The 21,476-nt window shown below is 68.5% G+C and carries 22 protein-coding genes and 1 tRNA gene; 9 read left to right on the top strand and 14 right to left on the bottom strand.

What is annotated here, in order from left to right:
• Window position 1: 1 nt before the first annotated feature.
• Window positions 2-1,450: an argininosuccinate lyase gene (argH, locus tag NJQ99_RS07880; protein ID WP_269332284.1), complete on the bottom strand. Its 1,449-nt coding sequence runs from the start codon at window positions 1,448-1,450 to the stop codon at window positions 2-4.
• 43 nt (window positions 1,451-1,493) lie between these two features.
• On the opposite strand from argH, the gene NJQ99_RS07875 reads away from it, so the two are divergent.
• Entirely contained in the window at window positions 1,494-2,117 is a 624-nt protein-coding gene (locus tag NJQ99_RS07875) for a TlpA family protein disulfide reductase (RefSeq protein ID WP_269332283.1), read from the top strand.
• A gap of 61 nt (window positions 2,118-2,178) precedes the next feature.
• On the opposite strand, the gene NJQ99_RS07870 is transcribed toward NJQ99_RS07875, so the two are convergent.
• From NJQ99_RS07870 to ccrA, 8 genes are all read right to left on the bottom strand, one after another.
• A complete protein-coding gene (locus NJQ99_RS07870) occupies window positions 2,179-3,054 on the bottom strand; it encodes a 3-hydroxybutyryl-CoA dehydrogenase (RefSeq protein WP_269332282.1) in 876 nt (291 codons plus the stop codon).
• Between the two features lie 28 nt (window positions 3,055-3,082).
• Entirely contained in the window at window positions 3,083-4,024 is a 942-nt protein-coding gene (locus NJQ99_RS07865; RefSeq protein WP_269332281.1) for an electron transfer flavoprotein subunit alpha/FixB family protein, read from the bottom strand.
• Between the two features lie 2 nt (window positions 4,025-4,026).
• Window positions 4,027-4,776 (bottom strand): electron transfer flavoprotein subunit beta/FixA family protein, encoded by a 750-nt coding sequence (locus NJQ99_RS07860; protein ID WP_269332280.1) that lies wholly within the window; start codon window positions 4,774-4,776, stop codon window positions 4,027-4,029.
• 199 nt (window positions 4,777-4,975) lie between these two features.
• Window positions 4,976-5,560 (bottom strand): cob(I)yrinic acid a,c-diamide adenosyltransferase, encoded by a 585-nt coding sequence (locus NJQ99_RS07855; protein WP_269332279.1) that lies wholly within the window; start codon window positions 5,558-5,560, stop codon window positions 4,976-4,978.
• Between the two features lie 38 nt (window positions 5,561-5,598).
• Window positions 5,599-5,814 carry a twin transmembrane helix small protein gene (locus tag NJQ99_RS07850; RefSeq protein ID WP_269332278.1) on the bottom strand — a complete coding sequence of 72 codons (216 nt, stop codon included), beginning with the start codon at window positions 5,812-5,814 and terminating at the stop codon, window positions 5,599-5,601.
• Between the two features lie 50 nt (window positions 5,815-5,864).
• Window positions 5,865-7,376 (bottom strand): PEP-CTERM sorting domain-containing protein, encoded by a 1,512-nt coding sequence (locus NJQ99_RS07845; RefSeq protein ID WP_269332277.1) that lies wholly within the window; start codon window positions 7,374-7,376, stop codon window positions 5,865-5,867.
• A 189-nt stretch (window positions 7,377-7,565) separates the two neighbouring features.
• Complete coding sequence (locus NJQ99_RS07840; RefSeq protein WP_269332276.1) at window positions 7,566-9,245, bottom strand: acyl-CoA dehydrogenase family protein; 1,680 nt, start codon at window positions 9,243-9,245, stop codon at window positions 7,566-7,568.
• A 148-nt stretch (window positions 9,246-9,393) separates the two neighbouring features.
• Entirely contained in the window at window positions 9,394-10,683 is a 1,290-nt protein-coding gene (gene ccrA / locus NJQ99_RS07835) for a crotonyl-CoA carboxylase/reductase (RefSeq protein WP_269332275.1), read from the bottom strand.
• A gap of 293 nt (window positions 10,684-10,976) precedes the next feature.
• On the opposite strand from ccrA, the gene NJQ99_RS07830 reads away from it, so the two are divergent.
• The 3 genes from NJQ99_RS07830 (at window position 10,977) to NJQ99_RS07820 (ending at window position 14,668) form a co-directional block, all read left to right on the top strand.
• Window positions 10,977-12,953, top strand: a complete 1,977-nt coding sequence (locus NJQ99_RS07830; RefSeq protein ID WP_269332274.1) for a protein meaA — start codon at window positions 10,977-10,979, stop codon at window positions 12,951-12,953.
• A gap of 117 nt (window positions 12,954-13,070) precedes the next feature.
• The gene (locus NJQ99_RS07825; RefSeq protein ID WP_269332273.1) at window positions 13,071-13,652 is read left to right on the top strand and encodes an anti-sigma factor; all 582 of its coding nucleotides are present in this window, start codon (window positions 13,071-13,073) and stop codon (window positions 13,650-13,652) included.
• A 50-nt stretch (window positions 13,653-13,702) separates the two neighbouring features.
• Window positions 13,703-14,668, top strand: coding sequence for an AEC family transporter (locus tag NJQ99_RS07820; RefSeq protein WP_269332272.1), 966 nt, complete (start codon window positions 13,703-13,705; stop codon window positions 14,666-14,668).
• Here the strand turns inward: NJQ99_RS07820 and gluQRS are convergent.
• Window positions 14,628-15,521, bottom strand: a complete 894-nt coding sequence (gene gluQRS, locus NJQ99_RS07815) for a tRNA glutamyl-Q(34) synthetase GluQRS (RefSeq protein ID WP_269332271.1) — start codon at window positions 15,519-15,521, stop codon at window positions 14,628-14,630. The two genes, NJQ99_RS07820 and gluQRS, sit on opposite strands and share 41 nt — an antisense overlap.
• An 86-nt stretch (window positions 15,522-15,607) precedes the next feature.
• Window positions 15,608-16,324 carry a M91 family zinc metallopeptidase gene (locus NJQ99_RS07810; protein WP_269332270.1) on the bottom strand — a complete coding sequence of 239 codons (717 nt, stop codon included), beginning with the start codon at window positions 16,322-16,324 and terminating at the stop codon, window positions 15,608-15,610.
• Window positions 16,325-16,468: 144 nt separating this feature from the next.
• Here NJQ99_RS07810 and NJQ99_RS07805 point away from each other — a divergent pair, with 144 nt between their 5' ends.
• The 4 genes from NJQ99_RS07805 (at window position 16,469) to NJQ99_RS07790 (ending at window position 19,237) form a co-directional block, all read left to right on the top strand.
• Entirely contained in the window at window positions 16,469-17,125 is a 657-nt protein-coding gene (locus NJQ99_RS07805; protein ID WP_269332269.1) for a DNA-3-methyladenine glycosylase family protein, read from the top strand.
• A 36-nt stretch (window positions 17,126-17,161) separates the two neighbouring features.
• Window positions 17,162-17,833, top strand: a complete 672-nt coding sequence (locus NJQ99_RS07800; protein ID WP_269332268.1) for an alpha/beta hydrolase — start codon at window positions 17,162-17,164, stop codon at window positions 17,831-17,833.
• Window positions 17,834-17,946: 113 nt separating this feature from the next.
• Window positions 17,947-18,513: an HNH endonuclease gene (locus NJQ99_RS07795; protein ID WP_269332267.1), complete on the top strand. Its 567-nt coding sequence runs from the start codon at window positions 17,947-17,949 to the stop codon at window positions 18,511-18,513.
• A gap of 52 nt (window positions 18,514-18,565) precedes the next feature.
• Window positions 18,566-19,237, top strand: coding sequence for a DUF6445 family protein (locus NJQ99_RS07790; RefSeq protein ID WP_269332266.1), 672 nt, complete (start codon window positions 18,566-18,568; stop codon window positions 19,235-19,237).
• 15 nt (window positions 19,238-19,252) lie between these two features.
• On the opposite strand, the gene NJQ99_RS07785 is transcribed toward NJQ99_RS07790, so the two are convergent.
• The 3 genes from NJQ99_RS07785 to NJQ99_RS07775 form a co-directional block, all read right to left on the bottom strand.
• Window positions 19,253-19,834: a demethoxyubiquinone hydroxylase family protein gene (locus NJQ99_RS07785; RefSeq protein WP_269332265.1), complete on the bottom strand. Its 582-nt coding sequence runs from the start codon at window positions 19,832-19,834 to the stop codon at window positions 19,253-19,255.
• Window positions 19,831-20,340, bottom strand: coding sequence for a disulfide bond formation protein B (locus NJQ99_RS07780; protein WP_269332264.1), 510 nt, complete (start codon window positions 20,338-20,340; stop codon window positions 19,831-19,833). The genes NJQ99_RS07785 and NJQ99_RS07780 overlap by 4 nt, the downstream gene beginning before the upstream one ends.
• 61 nt (window positions 20,341-20,401) lie before the next feature.
• Window positions 20,402-20,983, bottom strand: coding sequence for a YqaA family protein (locus tag NJQ99_RS07775; RefSeq protein ID WP_269332263.1), 582 nt, complete (start codon window positions 20,981-20,983; stop codon window positions 20,402-20,404).
• 136 nt (window positions 20,984-21,119) lie between these two features.
• Between NJQ99_RS07775 and NJQ99_RS07770 the strand changes: the two genes are divergently transcribed.
• Window positions 21,120-21,205: transfer RNA gene (locus NJQ99_RS07770), tRNA-Leu, on the top strand.
• Window positions 21,206-21,476: the final 271 nt, after the last annotated feature.

Below are 21,476 nucleotides of genomic sequence, written 5' to 3'. Positions count from 1 at the left end.
GTCACACGCCCTCCCGCGCCAGCACGTCGCGCCAGTGCGCGATTTCGGCCCGCACGTTCTGGGGCGCCGTGCCGCCGAAACTCGTCCGGCTGGCGACCGAGCTTTCGACCGTCAGCACCTCGAAGATGTCCGCCGTGATGCGCGGCTCCACCCCCTGCAGGTCGGCGAGCGCGAGGGCCGCGAGGTCGCAGCCCTTCGCTTCCGCCAGCGCGACGATGCGGCCCGTCACGTGATGGGCATCGCGGAACGGCAGGCCCAACACGCGCACCAGCCAGTCGGCGAGGTCGGTCGCCGTGGCGAAACCGGCGCCGGCGGCCGCGGCCATCTTCTCCGCCACCGGTGTCATGTCGGCGACCATGCCTGCCGTCGCTTCCAGGCAAAGCTCGATGGTGTCGGCGGCGTCGAACAGCGCCTCCTTGTCTTCCTGCATGTCCTTGGAATAGGTGAGCGGCAAGCCCTTCATCAGCACCAGCAGCGTGTTCAGCTGGCCGATCACGCGGCCAGACTTGCCGCGCACGAGCTCGGCGGCATCCGGGTTCTTCTTCTGCGGCATGATGGAGGACCCGGTCGTCCAGCGGTCCGACAGCTTCACGAAGCCGAACTGCGGCGTCATCCAGATCACGATCTCCTCCGCCAGGCGCGACAGGTTGACCGCGCAGATCGCCGCCGCCGACAGGAATTCGAGCGCGAAGTCGCGCGCCGACACGCTGTCGAGCGAGTTGCGCGTCGGCCCGTCGAAGCCCAGCGCCTTGGCCGTCATGTGCCGGTCGATCGGGAAGCTGGTGCCGGCGAGTGCCGCCGCCCCGAGCGGGCAGCGGTTCATCCGCGCGCGGGCGTCGATGAAGCGGGCCCGGTCGCGGTCCAGCATGTTCACATAGGCGAGCATGTGGTGGCCGAAGGTCACGGGCTGCGCGCTCTGCAGATGGGTGAAGCCCGGCATGACGGTGTCGGCGTGCGCCTCGGCCTGTGCCAGAAGCGCGCGCTGCAGCTTCAGGATCTGCGCCGCGGTGCGGTCGCACGCCTCGCGCACGAAGAGGCGGAAGTCGACCGCCACCTGGTCGTTGCGCGAGCGCGCGGTGTGCAGCCGGCCCGCGGGAGCGCCCACGATCTCCTTCAGCCGCGCCTCGATGTTCATGTGAATGTCTTCGAGGGCGGTCGAATAGGCGAAGGTGCCATCCGCGATCTCGCGCTCGACCTGCGCCAGGCCCGCGTGGATCGCGTCGCGGTCGGCCGCCGTGATGATGCCGCACGCCGCGAGCATGTCGGAATGGGCCCGGCTGCCCGCGATGTCCTGCGCCGCCAGCCGCCGGTCCACGTCGATCGAGGCGTTGATCGCCTCCATCACCGCGTCGGGCGAGGTAGAAAACCGTCCGCCCCACATCATATTGCTGGAGGATGCGCCGCCTTGCGCCTCACGTACGGGGGTGGCTGTTGCCTTGTTTTCGTCCATGCCGTCGCGGATCCTTTCGGGATCGGAAATCGGGAGGTGCCAGATGCGTCGAACGCTGCTTGCCGGGATCGGGGCCACGATGGGCCTTTTCGCGCTTGCCCTATACGGCACATGGGGCGGGCCTGTCCACGCGGGCGCGCGCGACCTCGCCACGGGCGAGGTGGAGGGATTCGTCGTCCATGACGCGCCGCAGGCGGTTCCGGCAGGGGAGTTCACGGACGCGGGCGGCGGCACGCTGAGCTTCGCCGACTTCCGCGGCAAGGTCGTGCTCGTCAATTTCTGGGCGACATGGTGCGGGCCGTGCCGGGAGGAGATGCCGGCGCTCGACCGCCTTCAGGGCGCGCTCGGCGGGCGGGACTTCCAGGTGGTCGCCATCTCCACCGACCGGCAGGGCGCGTCGGTGGCGCAGCCTTTCCTCGACGAGATCGGGGCGAAGAACCTTGCGCTTTATCTCGATCAGCGCGGCTCGCTTGCCCGCGCACTCGGCCTGCGCGGCTTGCCTGCGACGCTGCTGCTCGACGGCGAGGGCCGCGAGGTCGGCCGCATGTTCGGCCCGGCGGAGTGGGATTCGCACGACGCCCTGCGCCTGATCCGGTACTTCATCGACCGGCTTGAGCCGTCGCCGACCAAGGCAACGGACGCGGGCAACGCACGCACCGCGTCATGACGCGAATCGGGCGGACCCCGGAAAAGGGCCCGCCCGCCATGTCGGTCCGAAATCGGGCGCGTCAGCGCGTCGGCACCGGCTCCTCGCCGCGATAGTCGTAGAAGCCCCGCTTCGTCTTCTGGCCGAGCCAGCCCGCCTCGACATATTTCACCAGCAGCGGGCAGGGACGGTACTTGCTGTCCGCCAGCCCCTCGTAGAGCACCTGCATGATCGAGAGGCAGGTGTCGAGGCCGATGAAGTCGGCCAGCTGAAGCGGTCCCATCGGGTGATTGGCGCCGAGCCGCATGGCGGTGTCGATCGCCTCGACGTTCCCCACGCCCTCGTACAGCGTGTAGACCGCCTCGTTGATCATCGGCAGCAGGATGCGGTTCACGATGAAGGCGGGGAAGTCCTCCGCGTTCGCGGTGGTCTTGCCGAGCCCCTGCACGAAGTCCCGCATCGTGACGAAGGTTTCCTCCTCCGTCGCGATGCCGCGGATCAGTTCGACCAACTGCATCAGCGGCACCGGGTTCATGAAGTGCACGCCCATGAAGCGTTCCGGGCGGTCGGTGCAGGAGGCAAGCCGCGTGATCGAGATCGACGAGGTGTTCGTCGCGATCATCGCCTTTGGGCCGAGCGAGGGGCACAGCTCCTCGAAGATCTTGCGCTTGACGGCTTCGTTCTCGGTCGCTGCCTCGATCACCATGTCGGCGTCCCCGAACGGCGCGTTCTCGAGGATCGGCGTGATGCGGGCCAGCGCCTCCGACACCTGTCCCTGCCCGATCAGGCCCTTGGCGGCCTGGCGGGCAAGGTTGCGCTCGATCGTCTTGAGCCCGGCATCCAGGCGGTCCTGGCTGATATCCTTGAGCAGCACCCGATGGCCGGCGACCGCACACACGTGCGCGATGCCGTTGCCCATCTGGCCCGCGCCGATGACGCCGACCGTTCTTGCCGTCATGCGATCCGTCTCCTTCGTGGGGCCGGGCTCAATACCCGGCCTTTTCCAGTTCCTGCTCAAGCTCCGGCACGGCCTGGAAGAGGTCCGCAACCAGGCCATAGTCGGCGACCTGGAAGATCGGGGCTTCCTCGTCCTTGTTGATCGCGACGATGACCTTGGAGTCCTTCATGCCCGCGAGATGCTGGATCGCGCCGGAAATGCCGACGGCGATGTAAAGCTCCGGCGCGACGACCTTGCCGGTCTGGCCGACCTGCAGCTCGTTGGGCACGAAGCCCGCATCGACGGCCGCGCGGCTCGCACCCACGGCGGCGCCCAGCTTGTCGGCGATCTTCTCCAGCATGACGAAATTGTCGCCCGACTGCATGCCGCGGCCGCCGGAGATGACGATCTTCGCCGCCGACAGTTCGGGCCGCGAGCTTTCCGACAGCTTGTCCTCGACCCAGCTCGACAGGCCCGGATCCTCCGCCGCGTCGACGCTCTCGACGCTTGCCGAGCCGCCTTCGCCCGCAGCCGCGAACGAGGTCGGGCGCACGGTGATCACCTTCTTGGCGTCCGTCGAGGTGACGGTCAGCATGGCGTTGCCGGCATAGATCGGCCGCACGAAGGTGTCGGCCGACTCCACCGCGATGATGTCGGAAACCTGCATCACGTCGAGCAGGGCCGCCACCCGCGGCATGAAATTCTTGCCCGTCGTCATGGTCGAGGCGACGAGATTGTCGTAGCCACCGGCCAGCTTGACGATCAGGGCGGCCATTGGTTCGGCCAGCATGTGCGCGTATTGCCCGCCCTCGGCCAGCAGCACCTTGGCCACGCCGTCGAGCTTTGCGGCGGCGTCGGCCACGGCCTTGCAGCCTTCGCCGGCGACCAGCACATGGACGTCGCCGCCCAGCGCCTTCGCCGCGGTGACCACCTTGGCGGTCGCTTCGTTCAGGGTTTCGTTGTCGTGATCGGCAATGACGAGGCTTGCCATGGTCAGATTACCCCCGCCTCATTCTTCAGTTTCTGCACAAGTTCCGCGACGCTCTCGACCTTGATGCCGGCCTGGCGCTGCGGCGGCTCGGTCACCTTCACGGTCTTGAGGCGCGGCGCGACGTCGACGCCCAGGTCGGCGGGCGACGTCTCGTCGATCGGCTTCTTCTTCGCCTTCATGATGTTCGGCAGCGAGGCGTAGCGCGGCTCGTTCAGGCGCAGGTCGGTGGTGACGATCGCCGGCAGCGCGATCTCGACCGTCTGCAGGCCGCCGTCTACCTCGCGGGTGACCGCGGCCTTGCCGTCCGCGATCTCCACCGCCGAGGCGAACGTGCCCTGCGACCAGCCCACCAGCGCCGCCAGCATCTGGCCCGTCTGGTTGCTGTCGTCGTCGATCGCCTGCTTGCCGAGGATGACCAGCTGCGGCTCTTCCCTGGCGACAAGTTCCTTGAGGATCTTGGCCACGCCCAGCGGCTCGACCTGGTCGTCCGTCTTCACAAGAATGCCGCGATCGGCGCCCATCGCAAGCGCGGTCCGGATCGTTTCCGATGCCTGCTGTGGGCCGACGGAAACGACGACGATTTCGCTCGCCGTGCCGGCCTCCTTCATGCGGATCGCCTGTTCCACCGCGATCTCGTCGAAGGGGTTCATCGACATCTTGACGTTGGCGAGTTCCACCCCGGTCTGATCCGCCTTGACGCGGATCTTCACGTTGTAATCGACAACCCGCTTGACGGGCACCAGAACCTTCATCAGCCGCTCTCTCGCTTGCGTCCCTAGCCTATGCCGCGCTGATGCGCGGCGCTCCCGCCGGGCCGCCCATGATGGTCAGATGGGCGATCCGCCTCGTTTTTGTGCAGCGCGAAACGCTACAAGCCGCCCGGCGCGCCTGTCAATCGACGGTTTCGCAGGGGCGGGTCCCGCCGCGCTGGGTGCGGCGCAACCGCCACGCTCAGGTCCGGTTGGCCCCCGGCACCCAGAGCACATCTGCAGCCCCCTGGTCGTTGACGTGACGGCCGAGCACGAAGAGATAGTCCGACAGCCGGTTGACGTAGCGCACCGCGGCGGGGTTGACCGGATCGCGTTCCGCGAGTGCGACGATGCACCGCTCGGCCCGGCGCGTGACCGTGCGGGCCTGGTGCAGGTAGGCCGCCGCCATCGTGCCGCCCGGCAGGATGAAGGAGCGCAGCGGGGCGAGGTCGGCGTTCAGCGCGTCGATCTCCCGCTCCAGCCGGACGACCTGTGCGTCGGTGACGCGCAGGGGCTCGTATTCCAGCGGCTCGTCCGTCTCCGGCGTGCAGAGATCGGCGCCGAGGTCGAAGAGGTCGTTCTGGATCCGCATCAGCGCGGCGTCCACCTCGGCAGCGTCGGGCAGGGTGTCGATATGCTGGCGCACGATGCCGAGGATGGCGTTCGCCTCGTCCACGGTGCCATAGGCCTCGATCCGCAGGTCGTACTTGCGGACCCGCTGCCCGGTCCCCAGCCCGGTCTCGCCCGCATCGCCCGTGCGCGTGTAGATCTTGTTCAGAACGACCATCGGTGTCTTGCCTCCCTCGGGGGTGCGCCGCGCCGGCGTCAGTCGAACCAGGTCGGCCCGCGGCCACCCAGCCAGATCGCCGCCATGATGAGCAGGATGGCGGCGAACTGGAGCGCCACGCGCATCCGCATCAGCTTGTTGGAGCGGCTGCGGTTCTCTGCGCCCCGGCGGAACAGCGTGACCAGTCCGAGCAGGACCATGAGCGCTGTTGCGCCCATGGCCACCGGGATCAGGATGTGCAGAAGGTTTTCCATGCGCCACCGATATAGTGCATGGACGCGGCTGGGAAGCCCCGGCTATAGGCCTACGCGCCGGACCTTTTGCCGCGGCGGGCGAGCGCGAGGCCCGCCAGCCCCAGCAGCAGCAGCGCGATCGGCGCCGGTTCGGGGACCGGCGTGCCGCCGGAGGACGTGCTGCCCCCAGACGAGGTGCTGCCGCCAGAGGTCGTGCTGCCCGAGGACGCTCCGGACGAGGTCGCTCCGGACGAGGTCGCGCCGGAGGAGGTCGCGCCCGAGGATGCGCCGGACGAGGTGGCGCCGCCGGACGTGGACCAGCCGCCCGAAGTCGAGGACCCGCCAGAGGCCGACCAGCCGCCGGAGGTGGAGGAGCCGCCGGACGTGGACCAGCCGCCGGAGGTTGACATGCCGCCCGAGGTCGACCAGCCGCCGGAGGTCGAGGAGCCGCCCGACGAACCGGACCCGCCGGACGAACCGCCTATAAAGACCGGCGGATAGAGGCCCCAGGCGCCGACATAGGGCAGGAGACGCGGCGCGCCGAGCACGAGCGGATCGGCCGGGGGCAGCGGGTTTTCCTCGCCCAGAACTACCGGGTCGGGATCGACCGGCGGGAAGGTCGAGACGGCAATGTCCATGCCGACGTGCGTGAACTCGCCCGAGCGGGTCTTGTCCGTGGTCATGCCCCACAGCCAGAAGATCATGTCCCGGCCTTCGCGATAGACGCCATTGTAGGGGCCCATCGCCATCTCCCAGAACTCCATGGTGTGAAGCTCGTCGGTGATGACGTTGCCCTGGGCGTCGCGCGTCTGGATGCGCACGGGCAGCTCGCCCGAGATGAAATTGGTCGGCCGGGTGCGCCGCGTACCGTCCCATCCCGCGCCGTCCAGATCCCACTCGCCGGAGAATTTCCGCGACTGCCGCCCGATGGTCAGCTTCCCGCCTTCGAGGAAGGTCATCTCGCCCGTGCGCCCTTCGTAGGCGTTGATGCCGATGAGCGGAACGACCGGGGCGCCAGCGATGCGCACCTCCGAGCCGTCGATCACCAGCCGCATCCGGGTATCGGCCAGCCGGTACAGGCGGGCGCCGGCGATGTTCGTGCGCGAGGGCGTTTCGTGCAGGATCGAGAAGCGGGTCTTCGCCTTCGAATTGTTCGACGTGAGGGAGTGGGCGAACCGTTCGTAACGGGCGGTGGGGTCGAATGTCTCGCGCGAGGGCAGTTGCGAATCGGGGCGCGCGGGCTTGACCGCGCCGATCGTCGTGACTGGCTGCATCGTCGCCGCAACCGGCGCCTCCGCGTGGGTCAGGATCGGTTGTGCGGTCACGGTGCCGACGGCTTCCGCCGGCGTGGCGACCGGTCTCGGCGCCGGCGCCCCCAGCGCGGCAGGCGCCTTGGCCACCTTGGGTGCGGCGCCCACGGCCTGGGCGACCCGGGCCGCCGAGGAGGCGTCGGGCACGATCGTGGTCTGCGCAGCAAGCGGGCCCGCAGGCACAAGGCACAGGACGAGGGCAGCCGTCATCGCCCGCGCGACAACGTCGGCACCACCCAGAATCCGCTCGATCTTCTTATGGCCAAACAACACGGTCGTGCTCCTTGCAAGCAACGCGAAGCCCGTTGCCCGCAGCAAGTTGTATGCCATGAAGATTAGCATTCCACGAACGGAAATCGCGGCGAGTCTTGACGAAACTCGCCGCGATTGACCCAAAATGCTACACAAATCCCGAGCCAGACCATCCGCGTCCCGGAGGCGGACAGGCCCCGCGGCCGGGGCTCAGGCCTCCAGCAGCCGCCGGGCAATGACCTGCGCCTGGATCTCGGCCGCGCCCTCGAAGATGTTGAGGATCCGGGCGTCGCACAGAACCCGGCTCACCGGGTACTCCAGCGCGAAGCCGTTGCCGCCATGGATCTGCAGCGCATTGTCGGCGTTGGCCCAGGCGACGCGCGCGCCCAGCAGCTTCGCCATGCCGGCCTCCAGGTCGCAGCGCCGGCCCGCGTCCTTCTCGCGCGCGGAGAAATAGGTGAGCTGGCGCGCGATCATGGTCTCGACCGCCGCCCAGGCGAGCTTGCCGTGGACGCGCGGGAAGGCGGAGAGCGGCTTGCCGAACTGCTTGCGGTCGCGGGCATAGGCGCGGCCGAGCTCGAGCGCGCACTGCGCGACGCCGACGGCGCGGGCGGCGGTCTGGATGCGCGCGCTCTCGAAGGTCTGCATAAGCTGCTTGAAACCCTGCCCCTCGCGCTCGCCCAGCAGGTTCGCGGCCGGAACCTCGAACCCGTCGAAGCCGATCTCGTACTCCTTCATGCCGCGGTAGCCGAGCACCTCGATCTCGCCGCCGCTCATGCCCGGCGCGGGGAAGGGGTCGGCGTCCGTGCCGCGCGGCTTCTCCGCGAGGAACATCGAGAGACCGCGATAGTCGGTGCTCCCGGGATCGGTGCGGACCATCAGCGTCATCATGTCGGCACGCGCCGCGTGGGTGATCCAGGTCTTGTTGCCGGTCACCCGGTAGACGTCGCCTTCGCGCACCGCGCGGGTGCGCAGGCTGCCGAGGTCGGAGCCGGTGTTCGGCTCGGTGAAGACGGCGGTCGGGATGATCTCGCCGCTTGCGAGCTTCGGCAGGAAGTGGGTCTTCTGCGCATCCGTGCCGCCCGACAGGATCAGCTCCGCCGCGATCTCCGAGCGCGTGCCGAGCGAGCCCACGCCGATATAGCCGCGGCTCAGTTCCTCCGACACGACGCACATCGCCATCTTGCCGAGGCCGAGGCCGCCGAACTCCTCCGGAATGGTCAGGCCGAAGACGCCCAGCTCCGACATCTCGCCGATCAGCTCGATCGGGATCAGCTCGTCGCGCAAGTGCCAGCCATGGGCGTGCGGCACGACCTTCTCCTCGGAGAAGCGGCGGAACTGGTCGCGGATCATCGCGATGTCCTCGTCCTCGCCGGCATCGCCGACGGTGGTGCCGGAGCCTTCCTCCATAAGCTCGTAGATGCGCGCGCGCGCGGCCGCCGTATTGCCGCCCTGCGCCAGCGCGCGGGTTGCGGGCGTGGCGAAGGCGCCAAGCGCCTGCTCGCCCACCAGGTCGCGGGCGCGCACGATCTCGCCCTGCGACATCGGGATGCCGCCCAGCATCTGCGAGAGATATTCGCCGAAGGCCGCCTGCAGCATCAGCTGCTCGATCTCGCCGAACTTGCCCGTTTCCTTCAGGCGCAGCGCCCAGCCCTGCATCTGGCGCAGGCTTTCCACATAGGTGGCGAGCCAGGCGAGGCCGTGGGCGAGGAACTGTTCCCGCTCGATCAGCGTGCCGGAGATCTTGTCGCCCTCGCTGACCCGCGCACGGACATTGGTGCGGGCGGCGGCGAGCAGGGCGTCGGCTGCCTCGACGGCGGCGGCCGTCTTGCCCAGGAGATCGTCCATCACCGGCGACCCGCCGGTTTCGAAGGCTTCGGCAACGGACATCGGGCGTGCTCCCTCGGCTGTTCTGAACTCTTGTGCAGCGTGTTTGCGTCCTACATGCACCAAGCGCCCCCTCCCGTCGAGGGAAGAGGCGCCGGGCGCAGTGTCGCAGGGCCATGCGCGCCGCGCATGGGCACTCAGGCCGCAGGGGTCAGCCCCAGGCGGCCTCGACCGCGTCCTCGAGCGTGCGCATCCCCGGATACTTGGCGGACACGAGCACGGACATGTTGCCGGGCTTGTGTTCGTTCCGCCACATCTTGGTGTGGGCGCGCGGGATCTCCTCCCACGGGAACACCTCGGACATGCAGGGGTCGAGGCGGCGCTCCAGCATCAGCTGGTTGGCCTGGCTCGCCTGGTAGAGGTTGGCGAAGTGGCTGCCCTGCACGCGCTTCTGGTGCATCCAGACGTAGCGCGCGTCGAACGTCAGGTTGAAGCCCGTGGTGCCGGCGCAGAACACGACCATGCCGCCTCGCTTCACCACGAAGCACGAGACGGGGAAGGTCGCCTCGCCCGGATGCTCGAACACGAAGTCGACATTGTTGCCCTTGCCCGTGATCTCCCAGATCGCCGCGCCGAAGCGGCGGGCTTCCTTGAACCACTCCCGGTACTCGGGCGAATTCACCTTGGGCATCTGGCCCCAGCAGTTGAAGTCCTTGCGGTTGATCACGCCCTTGGCGCCGAGACCGAGCACGAAGTCGCGCTTGTCCTCCTCGGAGATGATGCCGATGGCGTTCGCGCCGGCGGTGTTGATGAGCTGGATCGCGTAGGAGCCGAGGCCGCCCGACGCGCCCCACACCAGCACGTTGTGGCCGGGCCGCAGGATGTGCGGACGGTGGCCGAACAGCATCCGGTAGGCGGTCGCCAGCGTCAGCGTGTAGCAGGCCGCTTCCTCCCATGTCAGGTGCTGCGGCCGCTTCATCAGCTGCTGGGCCTGCACGCGCGCGAACTGGGCGAAGGAGCCGTCCGGCGTCTCGTAGCCCCAGATGCGCTGGGTGGGCGAGAACATCGGGTCGCCGCCGTTACACTCCTCGTCGTCGCCGTCGTCCTGGTTGCAGTGCACCACGACCTCGTCGCCGACCTTCCAGCGCTTCACCTTAGACCCGACCGCCCAGACGATGCCCGAGGCGTCGGAGCCCGCAACGTGGTAGGGCTGCCTGTGGACGTCGAAGACGGAAATCGGCTCGCCCAGGCCCGCCCAGACGCCGTTGTAGTTGACGCCCGCGGCCATCACGAGGACCAGGACCTCGTTCGCCTCGATCTCCGGAACGTCCACGACCTCGACCTGCATGGCCTGCTCGGGCGGGCCCTGCCGCTCCCGCCGGATCGCCCAGGCGTACATCTGCTTGGGCACATGGCCCATGGGCGGGATCTCGCCGACCTCGTAGAGGTCTTTCTTCACGCCCCAGCCCGTGCCTTCGTCCATGTTCTCGACCGCTGCCATGTTTCCCGTCCGCTGCAGTGCGTTCAGTAGATCCGTCCAGAAGTGGCCGATAATGCGCTCTGCGCAGTTAACCACTCATTGACCGGCCTCTGACGCAATTATGTTGCGTTTTAATGCCATCCCTGATGAAACTCGTTTCGTGTCCGCGCTGCAAGTGCGATTTTGCATTGCGGCAATCCGGATGCAAGGCTAGCAGCCGGTCCGGGTCCTGTCAGTCCGCCTTTTTGCCGGGGTGGAGGCAGCGCCTGGGGGTGTTATCCGAACGCGGAGACTGGAAGCGGAGACGGCACGGGATGACGACGCGCGACAAGCCCTGGATGATGCGGACCTATGCAGGCCATTCGACGGCCGCGGCGTCCAACGCGCTCTACAAGCAGAACCTCGCCAAGGGGCAGACGGGGCTTTCCATCGCCTTCGACCTGCCGACGCAGACCGGCTACGACGCCGATCACGCGCTGGCCCGCGGCGAGGTGGGCAAGGTCGGCGTTCCCATCTCCCACATCGGCGACATGCGCACGCTGCTGGGCGGCATCCCGCTCGGCGAGATGAACACCTCCATGACGATCAACGCCACCGCGCCGTGGCTGCTCGCGCTCTACATCGCGCTGGCCGACGAGCAGGGCGTACCGCGCGCGTCCCTGCAGGGCACCACGCAGAACGACGTGTTGAAGGAGTATCTGTCGCGCGGGACCTATGTCCTGCCGCCGGCGGCGTCGATGAAGCTGACCACGGACGTGATCGCCTTCACCTATTCGCAGGTTCCGAAGTGGAACCCGACGAATGTCTGCTCCTACCATCTGCAGGAGGCAGGCGCGACGCCGGCGCTGGAGTTGTCGTTCGCGCTGGCCATCGGGTGCGCCGTGCTCGATGCCGTGAAGGACAGCGGGCAGGTGCCGGACGCCGACTTCGCGCGCGTGGTCGGCCGCATCTCCTTCTTCGTGAACGCGGGCATCCGCTTCATCGAGGAAATGTGCAAGATGCGTGCGTTCGTGGACCTGTGGGACGAGATCTGCCGCGACCGCTACGGCATCGCGGAGGAGAAGTACCGGCGCTTCCGTTACGGCGTGCAGGTGAACTCGCTGGGCCTCACCGAAAGCCAGCCGGAGAACAATGTCTACCGCGTGCTGCTGGAAATGCTGGCCGTGGTGCTGTCGAAGAAGGCGCGCGCCCGCGCCGTGCAGCTTCCGGCCTGGAACGAAGCGCTGGGCCTGCCGCGCCCGTGGGACCAGCAATGGTCGCTGCGCCTGCAGCAGATCGTGGCCTACGAGACGGACCTGCTCGAATACGAGGACATCTTCGACAACAATCCCGTCATCGACGCGAAGGTCGAGGCGCTGAAGGCGGAAGCGCGCGCAGAACTTGCCCGCATCGACGAGATGGGCGGCGCGGTCGCCGCCATCGACACCGCCTACATGAAGCGAAAACTGGTGGAGGCGAACACCGCGCGGCTTGCGCGGATCGAGGCGGGCGCGCAGGTCGTGATCGGCGTCAACCGGTTCACGGAGACCGAGCCCTCGCCGCTGTCGACCGGGGACGGGGCGATCCTGACCGTCGATCACGGTGTCGAGGAGGAGCAGGTCGCCGCGCTGAAGCACTGGCGCGAGACGCGCGATGCCGATGCAGTCGCTGCCGCGCTTGCGACGCTGGAAGCCGCCGCGCGCGAGGGCCGCAACATCATGGAGCCGTCCATCGGCTGTGCGAAGGTGGGCGTCACCACGGGCGAGTGGGGCGACGTGATGCGCCGCGTCCACGGCGAATACCGGGCGCCCACGGGCGTCGGCAAGGCCGCGCGCACGGATGCAGCAGGCGAGATCGCGGCCGTGCGTGCGCGCGTGAGCGACGTTTCGGACAGACTCGGCCGGCGGATCAAGATGCTGGTTGGCAAGCCCGGTCTCGACGGGCACTCGAACGGGGCGGAACAGATCGCCGTGCGCGCCCGCGACTGCGGGTTCGAGGTGGTCTACGAGGGCATCCGCCTGACGCCCGCGCAGATCGTCAACGCCGCGCTGGAGGAAGGCGTGCACGTCGTCGGCCTGTCGATCCTGTCGGGGTCGCACGTGCCGCTGGTGACCGACGTGATGGAGCGGATGCGGGCGCAGGGCCTGCCGGACGTGCCCGTCGTGGTCGGCGGCATCATCCCGCCCGAGGATGCGCAGGCGCTGCGCGCGATCGGGGTCGCGGGGGTCTACACGCCGAAGGACTTCGACCTGACGCGGATCATGTCGGACATCGTCGATATCGTCGACGCCAGGACGCAAGAGGCCGCCTGACGCATCTTTTCTGCCGAGGGGGGGAGCCGTTAACCATGCTGTCCCATTGCGGGACAGCCCCCTTGTCGCTTACAATCATTTTTAGTGATTTGAGCGCATTGCGAAGGGGGCGTCCGCATGACGCGGCGCATGGGACAGAACGCAGCAGCGCGGCGAGGCGGGCAAGGGGCGGCCGGCGAGGGAGAGCCTGCGCCGGCGGGCGTTTCCGGCGAGTGTGCGCCCTCACGCGGTCTGCCCGCCACGCTTCCCCGTGCGCGCGGAGGGGCGGCGGCCCGGGTGGTCGACCTCGCCCGCCTTGATCCTATGGACCTTGCCGTCATGCGCCGCGTGCTGGATGGCGGGGAGAGTTACCTGCGCGCAGGCCGTGCGCTGGGTCTCACCTATGACGAGGTGCTGGCGCGTATCGCCCGCGTACGTGCCGCGCTGAGCGGCCTCGATCGGGGGCTGGTGCCGCCGTCTCCCTTCGGGCGGCTTGTGCTTGCCTATGCAGACAACCGGCTCGACACGCTGCGGGCGCGCCAGATTGCGCGCTGGCTCCGCGACCGGCCCGAGCACCGGGCGGAGGTGGAAAGCTGGCGCGACCAGAACCGCCTCCTGCGCGAGGCCTTCGAGGCCGAGCGGGAACTGGCCCCCGCCCGGCCCCGGCGGCGGCTGCGGCCGGGTGTGCGCGCGCCGCGGGTGGGTGCACGGCTGACCTGACGCCGGGCGGGCTTCCCAGGGGCGCGCTGACCCACTAGACATGCGCGCCCATGGACATGATCACCGGCCCCATCCTGACCATCGTCGGCCCCGTCTTCGGGGTGATCGGTCTCGGCTATGCCGCGACGAGGGCGGGCCTTTTCAGGGACGCATGGATCGACGGCCTGTCGGCCTATGTCTTCCGGTTCGCGATCCCGCTGCTGCTGTTTTCCAGCATGGCGCGTCTCGATCTCGCCGAGGTGTTCGAGCCGGACCTGCTGATCGCCTATTACACCGGCGCTTTCCTGACCTTCATCGTGGTCGGCCTGATCGCGCGCCGGCTGTTCCGGCGGCCGCTGGACCATGCGGTGACGATCGGCATGGGCGGCACGTTCTCGAATGCGGTGCTCGTCGGTTTGCCAATGACCATAGTGGCGTTCGGAGAGGCGGGCGCGGCCAAGATCATCCTGCTGATCGCGTTTCACGGGCCCCTGCTGCTGACCGTGACCGCGATCCTCATGGCCTTCGCCCGGGGGCGCGAGGCGGGCGGCGCGCAGGCGAAGATCGGCGCGATCCTCATGGAGACCGCGCGCGACATGGTGCGCAACCCGGTGCTCATCGGCGTCTTTACGGGCCTGGCGTGGAACTTGACCGGCTGGCCGCTCACCGGCGTTCCCGCAACGATCATCGAGAAGTTCGCGGCGACGGCGGGAACCTGCGCGCTGTTCGCGGGCGGGGCGTCGCTGACGCGCTATGCCATCGCGCGCTCGGTACCGGTGGCGGCCATGATGTCGGCAGGCAAGCTGATCCTGCTGCCCGCCATCGTGGCGGCGCTCTGCCTTGTCGTGTTCCGCGTACCGATGGAGAGCGCCCGCGTGGCGATCCTGATGGCGGCGATGCCTGCGGGCGTGAACACCTTCCTCGTCGCCAACTACTACAAGGCCGCCGAGGGTGCCGCGTCGAGCGCCATGGTGCTGTCGACGCTCCTCTCTGTGGTCACGGTGTCGGTGGTGCTGATCCTGCTGGGTGCGGGCTGAAGCCGAGCCGGGCGCGCACCTGTGCCGCCGTGACCCCTCGCGCACGCAGGTCGCCCAGCGTCTCCCCGCCCCGGCGCTTGGCGAGGCGTTCGCCGCCCTCGTCGCGGATCAGCCGGTGATGGTGATAGCGCGGAACGGGCAGCCCCAGCAGATCCTGCAGGACACGCTGCACCGGGGTTGCGAAAAAGAGGTCCTGACCGCGCGTAACCAGCGTCACACCTTGGAGCGCATCGTCGACGACGACGGAGAGATGATAGCTCGTCGGCACATCCTTGCGCGCAACCACGACGTCGCCGAGCGTTGCGGCCAGCGCCGCGTGCCCTGCCGCGATCTCCCCGCCGCCCCCGACGGGCGGGGTGCCGGTCTCGACAAAGCGGACAGGCCCCGTCAGCGCCATGGCGCGGGCGAGGTCGAGGCGCAGCGCGTGCGGGCGGCCCTCCGCAAGCCGGGCGTGCGCCTCCACCGCGGACAGGTGTCGGCAGGTGCCCGGATAGATGATGCCCTCCGGTCCGTGCGGGGCGTCGAGCACGCCCTCGATGTCGCGTCGCGTACAGAAGCAGGGATAGAGAACGCCCAGGCCCTCGAGTCGGTCCAGTGCCGCCCGGTAACCCTCGAAATGATCCGACTGGCGGCGCACCGGCGTCTCCCACTCAAGGCCCAGCCAGGCGAGGTCGTGGAAGATGGCCGCCTCGAACTCCGGCCGGGCGCGGGAGGTGTCTATGTCCTCGATGCGCACCAGGAAGCGCCCGCCGTGCGCGACGTCGGCGAGCGCTGCCGCGGTCAGCGCGGCGAAGGCGTGGCCGAGGTGCAGCGGGCCGTTGGGCGAGGGGGCGAAGCGCGTCGTCTCTGGCATGGCGGGCGCGAGACTGGCGCGGGCGGCAGGCCAAGGCAAGCGCCGGCAGCGAACGCGCGCTGCCGCCGCCTGTCCGGTCTTGCGGCTCAGTACTGGTAGTTGCCGTAATACTCCGTCCGGAGCGGCAGGCCGACCTCCTGGCGCAACGGGTTCTCGACCGTGTCGATGACCCTGTTCTCCTCGGCGTCGAACACGTCGGAGTAGGGCGGTGCCCCCTCGGCCTGATTGGCGCCGGAGTAGACACCGTTCAGGTGACCGAGTTCATGCGCGATGGTCACGAACATCGGCATCGGGATCACGGTGCCGTCGGCCTGTTCGTAGGTCGTGCCGTCGGGATTGGCGGCGTAGGCCCCGTCGAGCACCACGGCATTGCCGCTGACATTGCCGTTGTCGTCGCGGAACTGCCCGGAGAAGTTGGCGTTGCCTTCCAGCACGTAGAGGGGGGTGTTGCCTGCTGCCGCCCCAAGCTGGGTGAGTTGCGCCCTGCCCGTCGCGGTCGCCGCCAGCGTGTCGAGCTGCGCCGAAACCGCGGCCTGGAAGGCGGGGGAGCCCCCGATGTTCACCTCGGGCACGCCGGGTATGTCGCTGGTCCACAGGCCGACGCTTGCGTTCTGCGGGGCAAGCTGGGTCTGGGCCATCACGGCGCCGTCCTCGCCGACGAGGTTGCCGAGCATCGTGGGGCTCGGCGCGCTGCTGACGCCGAGCCCGGGCGCTGCTGCCGGGTCGGACAGGGTGAAAGGGGCCTCCGGGGCTGCGAAGGCCGTGGCGTCGGGGGCGATCGATTGGGAAGCGGCAATGGCCATGGGTTCACTCTCCTGTCGGGATGCATGAGGAAGGGGAGGACCGTTCAAGATCGCGCCATTACACTGGGGGCGATCCGGCATGAATGTGTTCCAAACAGAAACATTAACCATAGATGCAAGTCAATCAGGGTTTACATAAAGCGAATGGGCACGCGGCTTGATACCCCGGACGACCTCGCCCGTGCGGTTGCGGACCTCGCCTCGCGCGACATCCATCTCGCCCGCGCGGTGGAGGTGGCGGGACCGCCACGTCTGCGGGCGCAGCCGCAAGGATTTCCCGCGCTGCTCCGCATCATCACCGAGCAGCAATTGTCGGTCGCCAGCGCGAAGGCGATCTGGGCGCGCATCGAGGCGGGCCTTGCGCCGCTGACGCCGGAGGCCCTGCTCGCCCGCGACGAGGCCGCCTTGCGGGCCATGGGCTTCTCCGGACAGAAGGTGCGCTATGCCCGCGATCTGGCCGAGGCGCTGGTGGCGGGGCGCCTCGACCTCGCGGCGCTTCACGAGGCGGAGGAGGAGGAGGCGGTTGCCGCCCTCACCTCGGTCAAGGGGATCGGGCGCTGGACCGCGGAGATCTACCTGCTGTTCGGCCTGCGCCGGGCGGACATCATGCCCGCGGGCGACCTCGCGCTGCAGGCCGGGTTGCAGGCGCTGCACGGCCTCGACGCGCGTCCCGCCGAAGCCGACCTGCGCCAGATCGCGGAGGCATGGCGGCCCTGGCGCGGTGCGGCGGCACTGACGCTGTGGACCTACTACAGGCATGTGAAGGGTTTGCCCCCCGCCGCGCCTGACGATAAGGCTTGAGGCGCGTCCATGCCGAGAGAGAGGTACGAGAGCCAGATGACCGCCGAGACTCCCACGCTGACCGGTCCGATCGTCGAACCTGCCGACGGCCAGCCGCCGCGCCGCCTCGTCGTGCTGATCCACGGCTATGGCGCGGACGGGCAGGACCTGATCGGGCTCGCCCCGCACCTGCAGCGCATCCTGCCCGACGCCCTGTTCGTCGCGCCGAACGGGCCAGACCGCTGCGGAGTGAACCCGATGGGCTACCAATGGTTCCCGATCCCGTGGATGGACGGCTCGAGCGAGCAGGCGATGGCGCAGGGTTTCGTGCGGGCGGCCGCCGCGCTCGACGCCTTCCTCGATGCGCAGATGGCAGAGCACGGCCTTACGGAAGCACAGACCGCGCTGATCGGCTTCAGCCAGGGCACGATGATGAGCCTGCACATCGGTCCGCGCCGGGCGCGCCAGCTTGCGGGCATCGTGGGCTTCTCAGGACGGCTGGTGGATGGCGAGGGGCTGAAGCAGGCCGCCGTGACACATCCGCCGGTGCTGCTCGTTCATGGCGACATGGACGAGATGATCCCGGTCAAGGCGATGGAGGATGCGCGCGACGGTCTCGCCGCCGCCGGCATCCCGGTGCGCTGGCACGTCTCGCGCGGGATCGGCCACGGCATCGGCCCCGACGGGTTCGAGCAGGCGGCGCGGTTCCTCGCCGGTCTCGACTGGTAGGCGTGGCAAATCCTGTGGGCAGAGGGCGGACAATTCGCTATATAAAGGGGAGGTGTCACGGCACTGTCGTTATCCCGGCTTAGGAGAGGGTCCATGACGGCAAGGAGAGGCACATGACGGTTCACGTGGACCCGCCGAAGCCCGACGGGTGCCCCGCGCTGGTGCTCAACGCCGATTTCCGGCCGCTCTCCTACTTTCCCCTTTCGCTCTGGAGCTGGCAGGACGCCGTCAAGGCGGTGTTCCTCGACCGTGTCAACATTGTCTCGGAGTACGAGACGACGATCCGCTCCCCCTCCTTCGCCATGCGGCTGCCGAGCGTCGTGTCGCTCAAGGAATACGTCCGGCCGGCGGAGCATCCGGCCTTCACCCGCTTCAACGTGTTCCTGCGCGACGGGTTTTCCTGCCAGTACTGCGGTTCGGTGGAGGATCTGACCTTCGATCACCTGATCCCGCGCTCGCGCGGCGGGCGGACGACCTGGGACAATGTCGTCGCGGCCTGCGCGCCCTGCAATCTGCGCAAGGGCAACCACCTGGCACAGGAATGCGGGATGCTGCCCCGGCAATGGCCGTTCGAGCCGAACATCCATCAACTGCAGAAGAACGGCCGGCGCTTCCCGCCCAACTACCTGCACGAAAGCTGGATCGATTACCTTTACTGGGATGTCGAGCTCGATCCCTGAGGTGTGCTAGGAAGCCTATCTCCGGTTTGCGCAAGCGAGGGGTGCGGCGCCCATGTTCCAATCGTTCATCGTCATCGACGACTTCTACCAGAACCCCGACGAGGTGCGCGGCGTCGCGCTGGAGAAATGCACCTTTAACGAGGCCGGGCGCGGTATCTACCCGGGCCGGAACTCGAAAGAGTTCGTCATGCCTCCGAACGCCGACCAGATGTTCAGCCAGATCCTGCGCGAGCCGGTGGTCGGCCGCCGCGACATCGCGCACGGCAAGATGCGCATCGCGCTGAAGGGCGACGAGCGGATCGCCAAGGTGCACGTGGACGACGGCTGCTCCTGGGCCGGGATCGTCTACCTGACGCGCGACGAGGACATCCCCGCAGGCTCTGGCGAACAGGGGGCAGGCACCCAGTTCTTCCGGCACAAGGCGACAGGCAGCGACCGCGCGCCCCTGACCGATCGGGAAGCGCAGGAGAAGTTCGGCGTCCCGACCGCGGTTGAGGCCCTGAAGAAGGTGATCGGCAAGGACGGCCGCGACATGTCCAAGTGGGACCATGTCCTGACCCTGCCGATGAAATACAACCGCTGCGTCCTGTTCCGCCCGTGGTTCTGGCACACGAGCGGGATCGAGTTCGGCGACCGGATCGAGAACGGCCGCCTTGTCCAGCTTCTGTTCTTCAAGCCGCCGCAGGGCGCGAAGGTCCAGACGGTCCCGGTTGCGGGGCGCTGAGGCCCGGCGCAGGGCTCAGACCCGCTCGCTGATCCGGATGGCGGCGCGGCAGCCCGCCTTGATGACGGAAGAGAGCAGGCCGTAGCCCGGCGCCTGCTCCGCGCCTTCCTCGAGTGCGGTGTGGCGGTGCCCGGCCTCGTCGTCGCGGAACTGTTCCAGCGTGGCTTTCAGGTCCGCCTCGTCCTCGCCGAGGCTGTCGATCTGTGCCTGATAGTGATCCTCGATCACCTCTTCGACGGCAGCCGTGCAGGCCATCGCCGCCTTCTCGCCCATCAGCGCGGTGGCCGCGCCCAGTGCGAACCCCGCCACGTTCCATAGCGGCATCAGCGCGGTCGGGCGCACGCCCCGTTCCGGCAGCAGGCGGTTGAAGGTAGCGAGGTGATGCTCCTCCCCCGCCGCCATCTCGCGGACGCGCGCCGCGGTGATGCGGGTGCGCGGCGCGCGGCCGAGAACCGCGAGCTGTCCCTCGTAGATGCGGACCGCGCCATGTTCGCCGGCGTGGTCGACGCGCAGGATGCGGGCGAGCTTCTCCGCGGATCCCGGATTGCCCGGCAGCGGCACGGGGCCGCGGGGTTGGGGTGCGGTGTCGTCGGTCATGTGCGGCGCCCTCCGGCCGATGCGCGGAATGCAAGCAGAGCGAACCCCGCCAGCGCGACGGAGAATAGGGCGTTCCAGCCCGCAAGCGAAATTCCGAACAGCGCCCACGGCACTTCGTCGCACCGCACGACGCGGGTCTGCGCCATCAGTTGCGCCCGAAGGCTGTCAAGACTGCCGCCGGATGCCGCCCCGCTGCAATCGGTGGGGCCGGTCCAGAAGCCGTACTCCACGCCCGCGTGAAACACCCCGATGGCGCCGGACACGGCGACGGCCGCCGCCACGAGGAGGAGTGCGCCGCGCGCCTGCGCCGGGCGCCCGCCGAGTGTCAGCGCGCCAAGCAGGCCGAGCACGATGGCGACGCCATGCGGCCAGCGTTGCCAGATACACATCTTGCAGGGCGGCAGGCCGCCGTACTCCTGGAACAGCAGCGCGCCGCCCAGCAGCGCGGCGGAGCCGAGCGCCACGAGCAGGAGCGCGAGGCGGGGAGGGGCGGAAAGCAGCGTCATGCGCATGATCCTGGCGCGTTGCGGTCCGGCTGGCCAGCGGGCGGCTTGCCGCAGCCTGCCTTTAGAAGAGATAGCGGATCGCGACGAACCCGCCCAGCAGAAGCACGAAGAAGATCGTGGTCAGCAATCCCAGGCGCGCCTCGATGAAGGTGCGGATCGGGCGGCCGAACTTCCACAGCAGCGCGGCCACGAGGAAGAACCGCAGGCCGCGCGACAGCACGCTCGCGACCATGAAGACCACGAGGTCGAGCGTCATCGCCCCGCTCATGATCGTGATCACCTTGTAGGGAAAGGGCGTGAGCCCCGCCCCGAAGACGATCCACGCGCCCCATTCGCCGTACATCTCGCGGAAGGCCGCGATCTGGTCCGCCTTGCCGTAGAACTCCAGCACCGGGCGGCCGACCTCCTCGTAGAGAAGATAGCCGATGCCATAGCCCGCGAGCCCGCCGAGCACCGAGGCGACGGTGCAGACCGCCGCAATCCGCCAGGCCCGGTGCGGCGCGGCCAGCACCATAGGCAGCAGGAGGACGTCCGGCGGGATCGGGAAGACCGAGCTCTCGATGAAGGAGATGAAGGCCAGCGTCCACAGGGCGTGGGGCGTTTGCGCCTGGGCGATGGTCCAGTCGTAGAGGCGGCGAATCATCGGCGGCGCGTGCCCTTGTCGCTATGGCGGCGGTCGCGAGGCTTTAGCACCGCCGTCCCCGTCCGCCAAGCATGGCCGCGCATCCTCGCCGCAGTTGTGCGCACGGGGATTTTCGGGTAGGCACCGCTCCTCAGGAGCCCCAGTGGCGGAATGGTAGACGCGACAGACTCAAAATCTGTTGTCCGCAAGGGCGTGCTGGTTCGAGTCCGGCCTGGGGCACCAATCTTTTCAACGTCCGGGCAATCTGCGCTTCGCGTTTGAATCTTCCGGGTAGGCATGGGGTAAGCATGCCCTTCGTGCGCCTCTCAACAGGCTTCCCCCGGGCTGTGGTCTGAGGGCAGTTCTTCCGGCGTTTCCGTGCCTCCTCGATGTCCGGAGGCATTGGGCGCACTCAACCGATACGAGGATGATTGCCTTACCTGTGACCATGCGCCAGCCGAGCCGGATGGGCGGGGGTGTGGAGAGGTCTTCCTTGACCCTTTAAGACATTGAT

The sequence above is a fragment of the Futiania mangrovi genome (genome assembly GCF_024158125.1).
Classification (GTDB): domain Bacteria; phylum Pseudomonadota; class Alphaproteobacteria; order Futianiales; family Futianiaceae; genus Futiania; species Futiania mangrovi.
The sequence above is the reverse complement of the archived record's forward strand: the minus strand, read 5'-3'. Positions and strand labels throughout refer to the sequence as shown.

Coding starts and splice junctions, on each gene's coding strand:
- argH (WP_269332284.1), bottom strand. CDS start 1,450: ATGGACGAAAACAAGGCAACAGCCACCCCCGTACGTGAGGCGCAAGGC.
- NJQ99_RS07875 (WP_269332283.1), top strand. CDS start 1,494: ATGCGTCGAACGCTGCTTGCCGGGATCGGGGCCACGATGGGCCTTTTC.
- NJQ99_RS07870 (WP_269332282.1), bottom strand. CDS start 3,054: ATGACGGCAAGAACGGTCGGCGTCATCGGCGCGGGCCAGATGGGCAAC.
- NJQ99_RS07865 (WP_269332281.1), bottom strand. CDS start 4,024: ATGGCAAGCCTCGTCATTGCCGATCACGACAACGAAACCCTGAACGAA.
- NJQ99_RS07860 (WP_269332280.1), bottom strand. CDS start 4,776: ATGAAGGTTCTGGTGCCCGTCAAGCGGGTTGTCGATTACAACGTGAAG.
- NJQ99_RS07855 (WP_269332279.1), bottom strand. CDS start 5,560: ATGGTCGTTCTGAACAAGATCTACACGCGCACGGGCGATGCGGGCGAG.
- NJQ99_RS07850 (WP_269332278.1), bottom strand. CDS start 5,814: ATGGAAAACCTTCTGCACATCCTGATCCCGGTGGCCATGGGCGCAACA.
- NJQ99_RS07840 (WP_269332276.1), bottom strand. CDS start 9,245: ATGTCCGTTGCCGAAGCCTTCGAAACCGGCGGGTCGCCGGTGATGGAC.
- ccrA (WP_269332275.1), bottom strand. CDS start 10,683: ATGGCAGCGGTCGAGAACATGGACGAAGGCACGGGCTGGGGCGTGAAG.
- NJQ99_RS07830 (WP_269332274.1), top strand. CDS start 10,977: ATGACGACGCGCGACAAGCCCTGGATGATGCGGACCTATGCAGGCCAT.
- NJQ99_RS07825 (WP_269332273.1), top strand. CDS start 13,071: ATGACGCGGCGCATGGGACAGAACGCAGCAGCGCGGCGAGGCGGGCAA.
- NJQ99_RS07820 (WP_269332272.1), top strand. CDS start 13,703: ATGGACATGATCACCGGCCCCATCCTGACCATCGTCGGCCCCGTCTTC.
- gluQRS (WP_269332271.1), bottom strand. CDS start 15,521: ATGCCAGAGACGACGCGCTTCGCCCCCTCGCCCAACGGCCCGCTGCAC.
- NJQ99_RS07810 (WP_269332270.1), bottom strand. CDS start 16,324: ATGGCCATTGCCGCTTCCCAATCGATCGCCCCCGACGCCACGGCCTTC.
- NJQ99_RS07805 (WP_269332269.1), top strand. CDS start 16,469: ATGGGCACGCGGCTTGATACCCCGGACGACCTCGCCCGTGCGGTTGCG.
- NJQ99_RS07800 (WP_269332268.1), top strand. CDS start 17,162: ATGACCGCCGAGACTCCCACGCTGACCGGTCCGATCGTCGAACCTGCC.
- NJQ99_RS07795 (WP_269332267.1), top strand. CDS start 17,947: ATGACGGTTCACGTGGACCCGCCGAAGCCCGACGGGTGCCCCGCGCTG.
- NJQ99_RS07790 (WP_269332266.1), top strand. CDS start 18,566: ATGTTCCAATCGTTCATCGTCATCGACGACTTCTACCAGAACCCCGAC.
- NJQ99_RS07785 (WP_269332265.1), bottom strand. CDS start 19,834: ATGACCGACGACACCGCACCCCAACCCCGCGGCCCCGTGCCGCTGCCG.
- NJQ99_RS07780 (WP_269332264.1), bottom strand. CDS start 20,340: ATGACGCTGCTTTCCGCCCCTCCCCGCCTCGCGCTCCTGCTCGTGGCG.
- NJQ99_RS07775 (WP_269332263.1), bottom strand. CDS start 20,983: ATGATTCGCCGCCTCTACGACTGGACCATCGCCCAGGCGCAAACGCCC.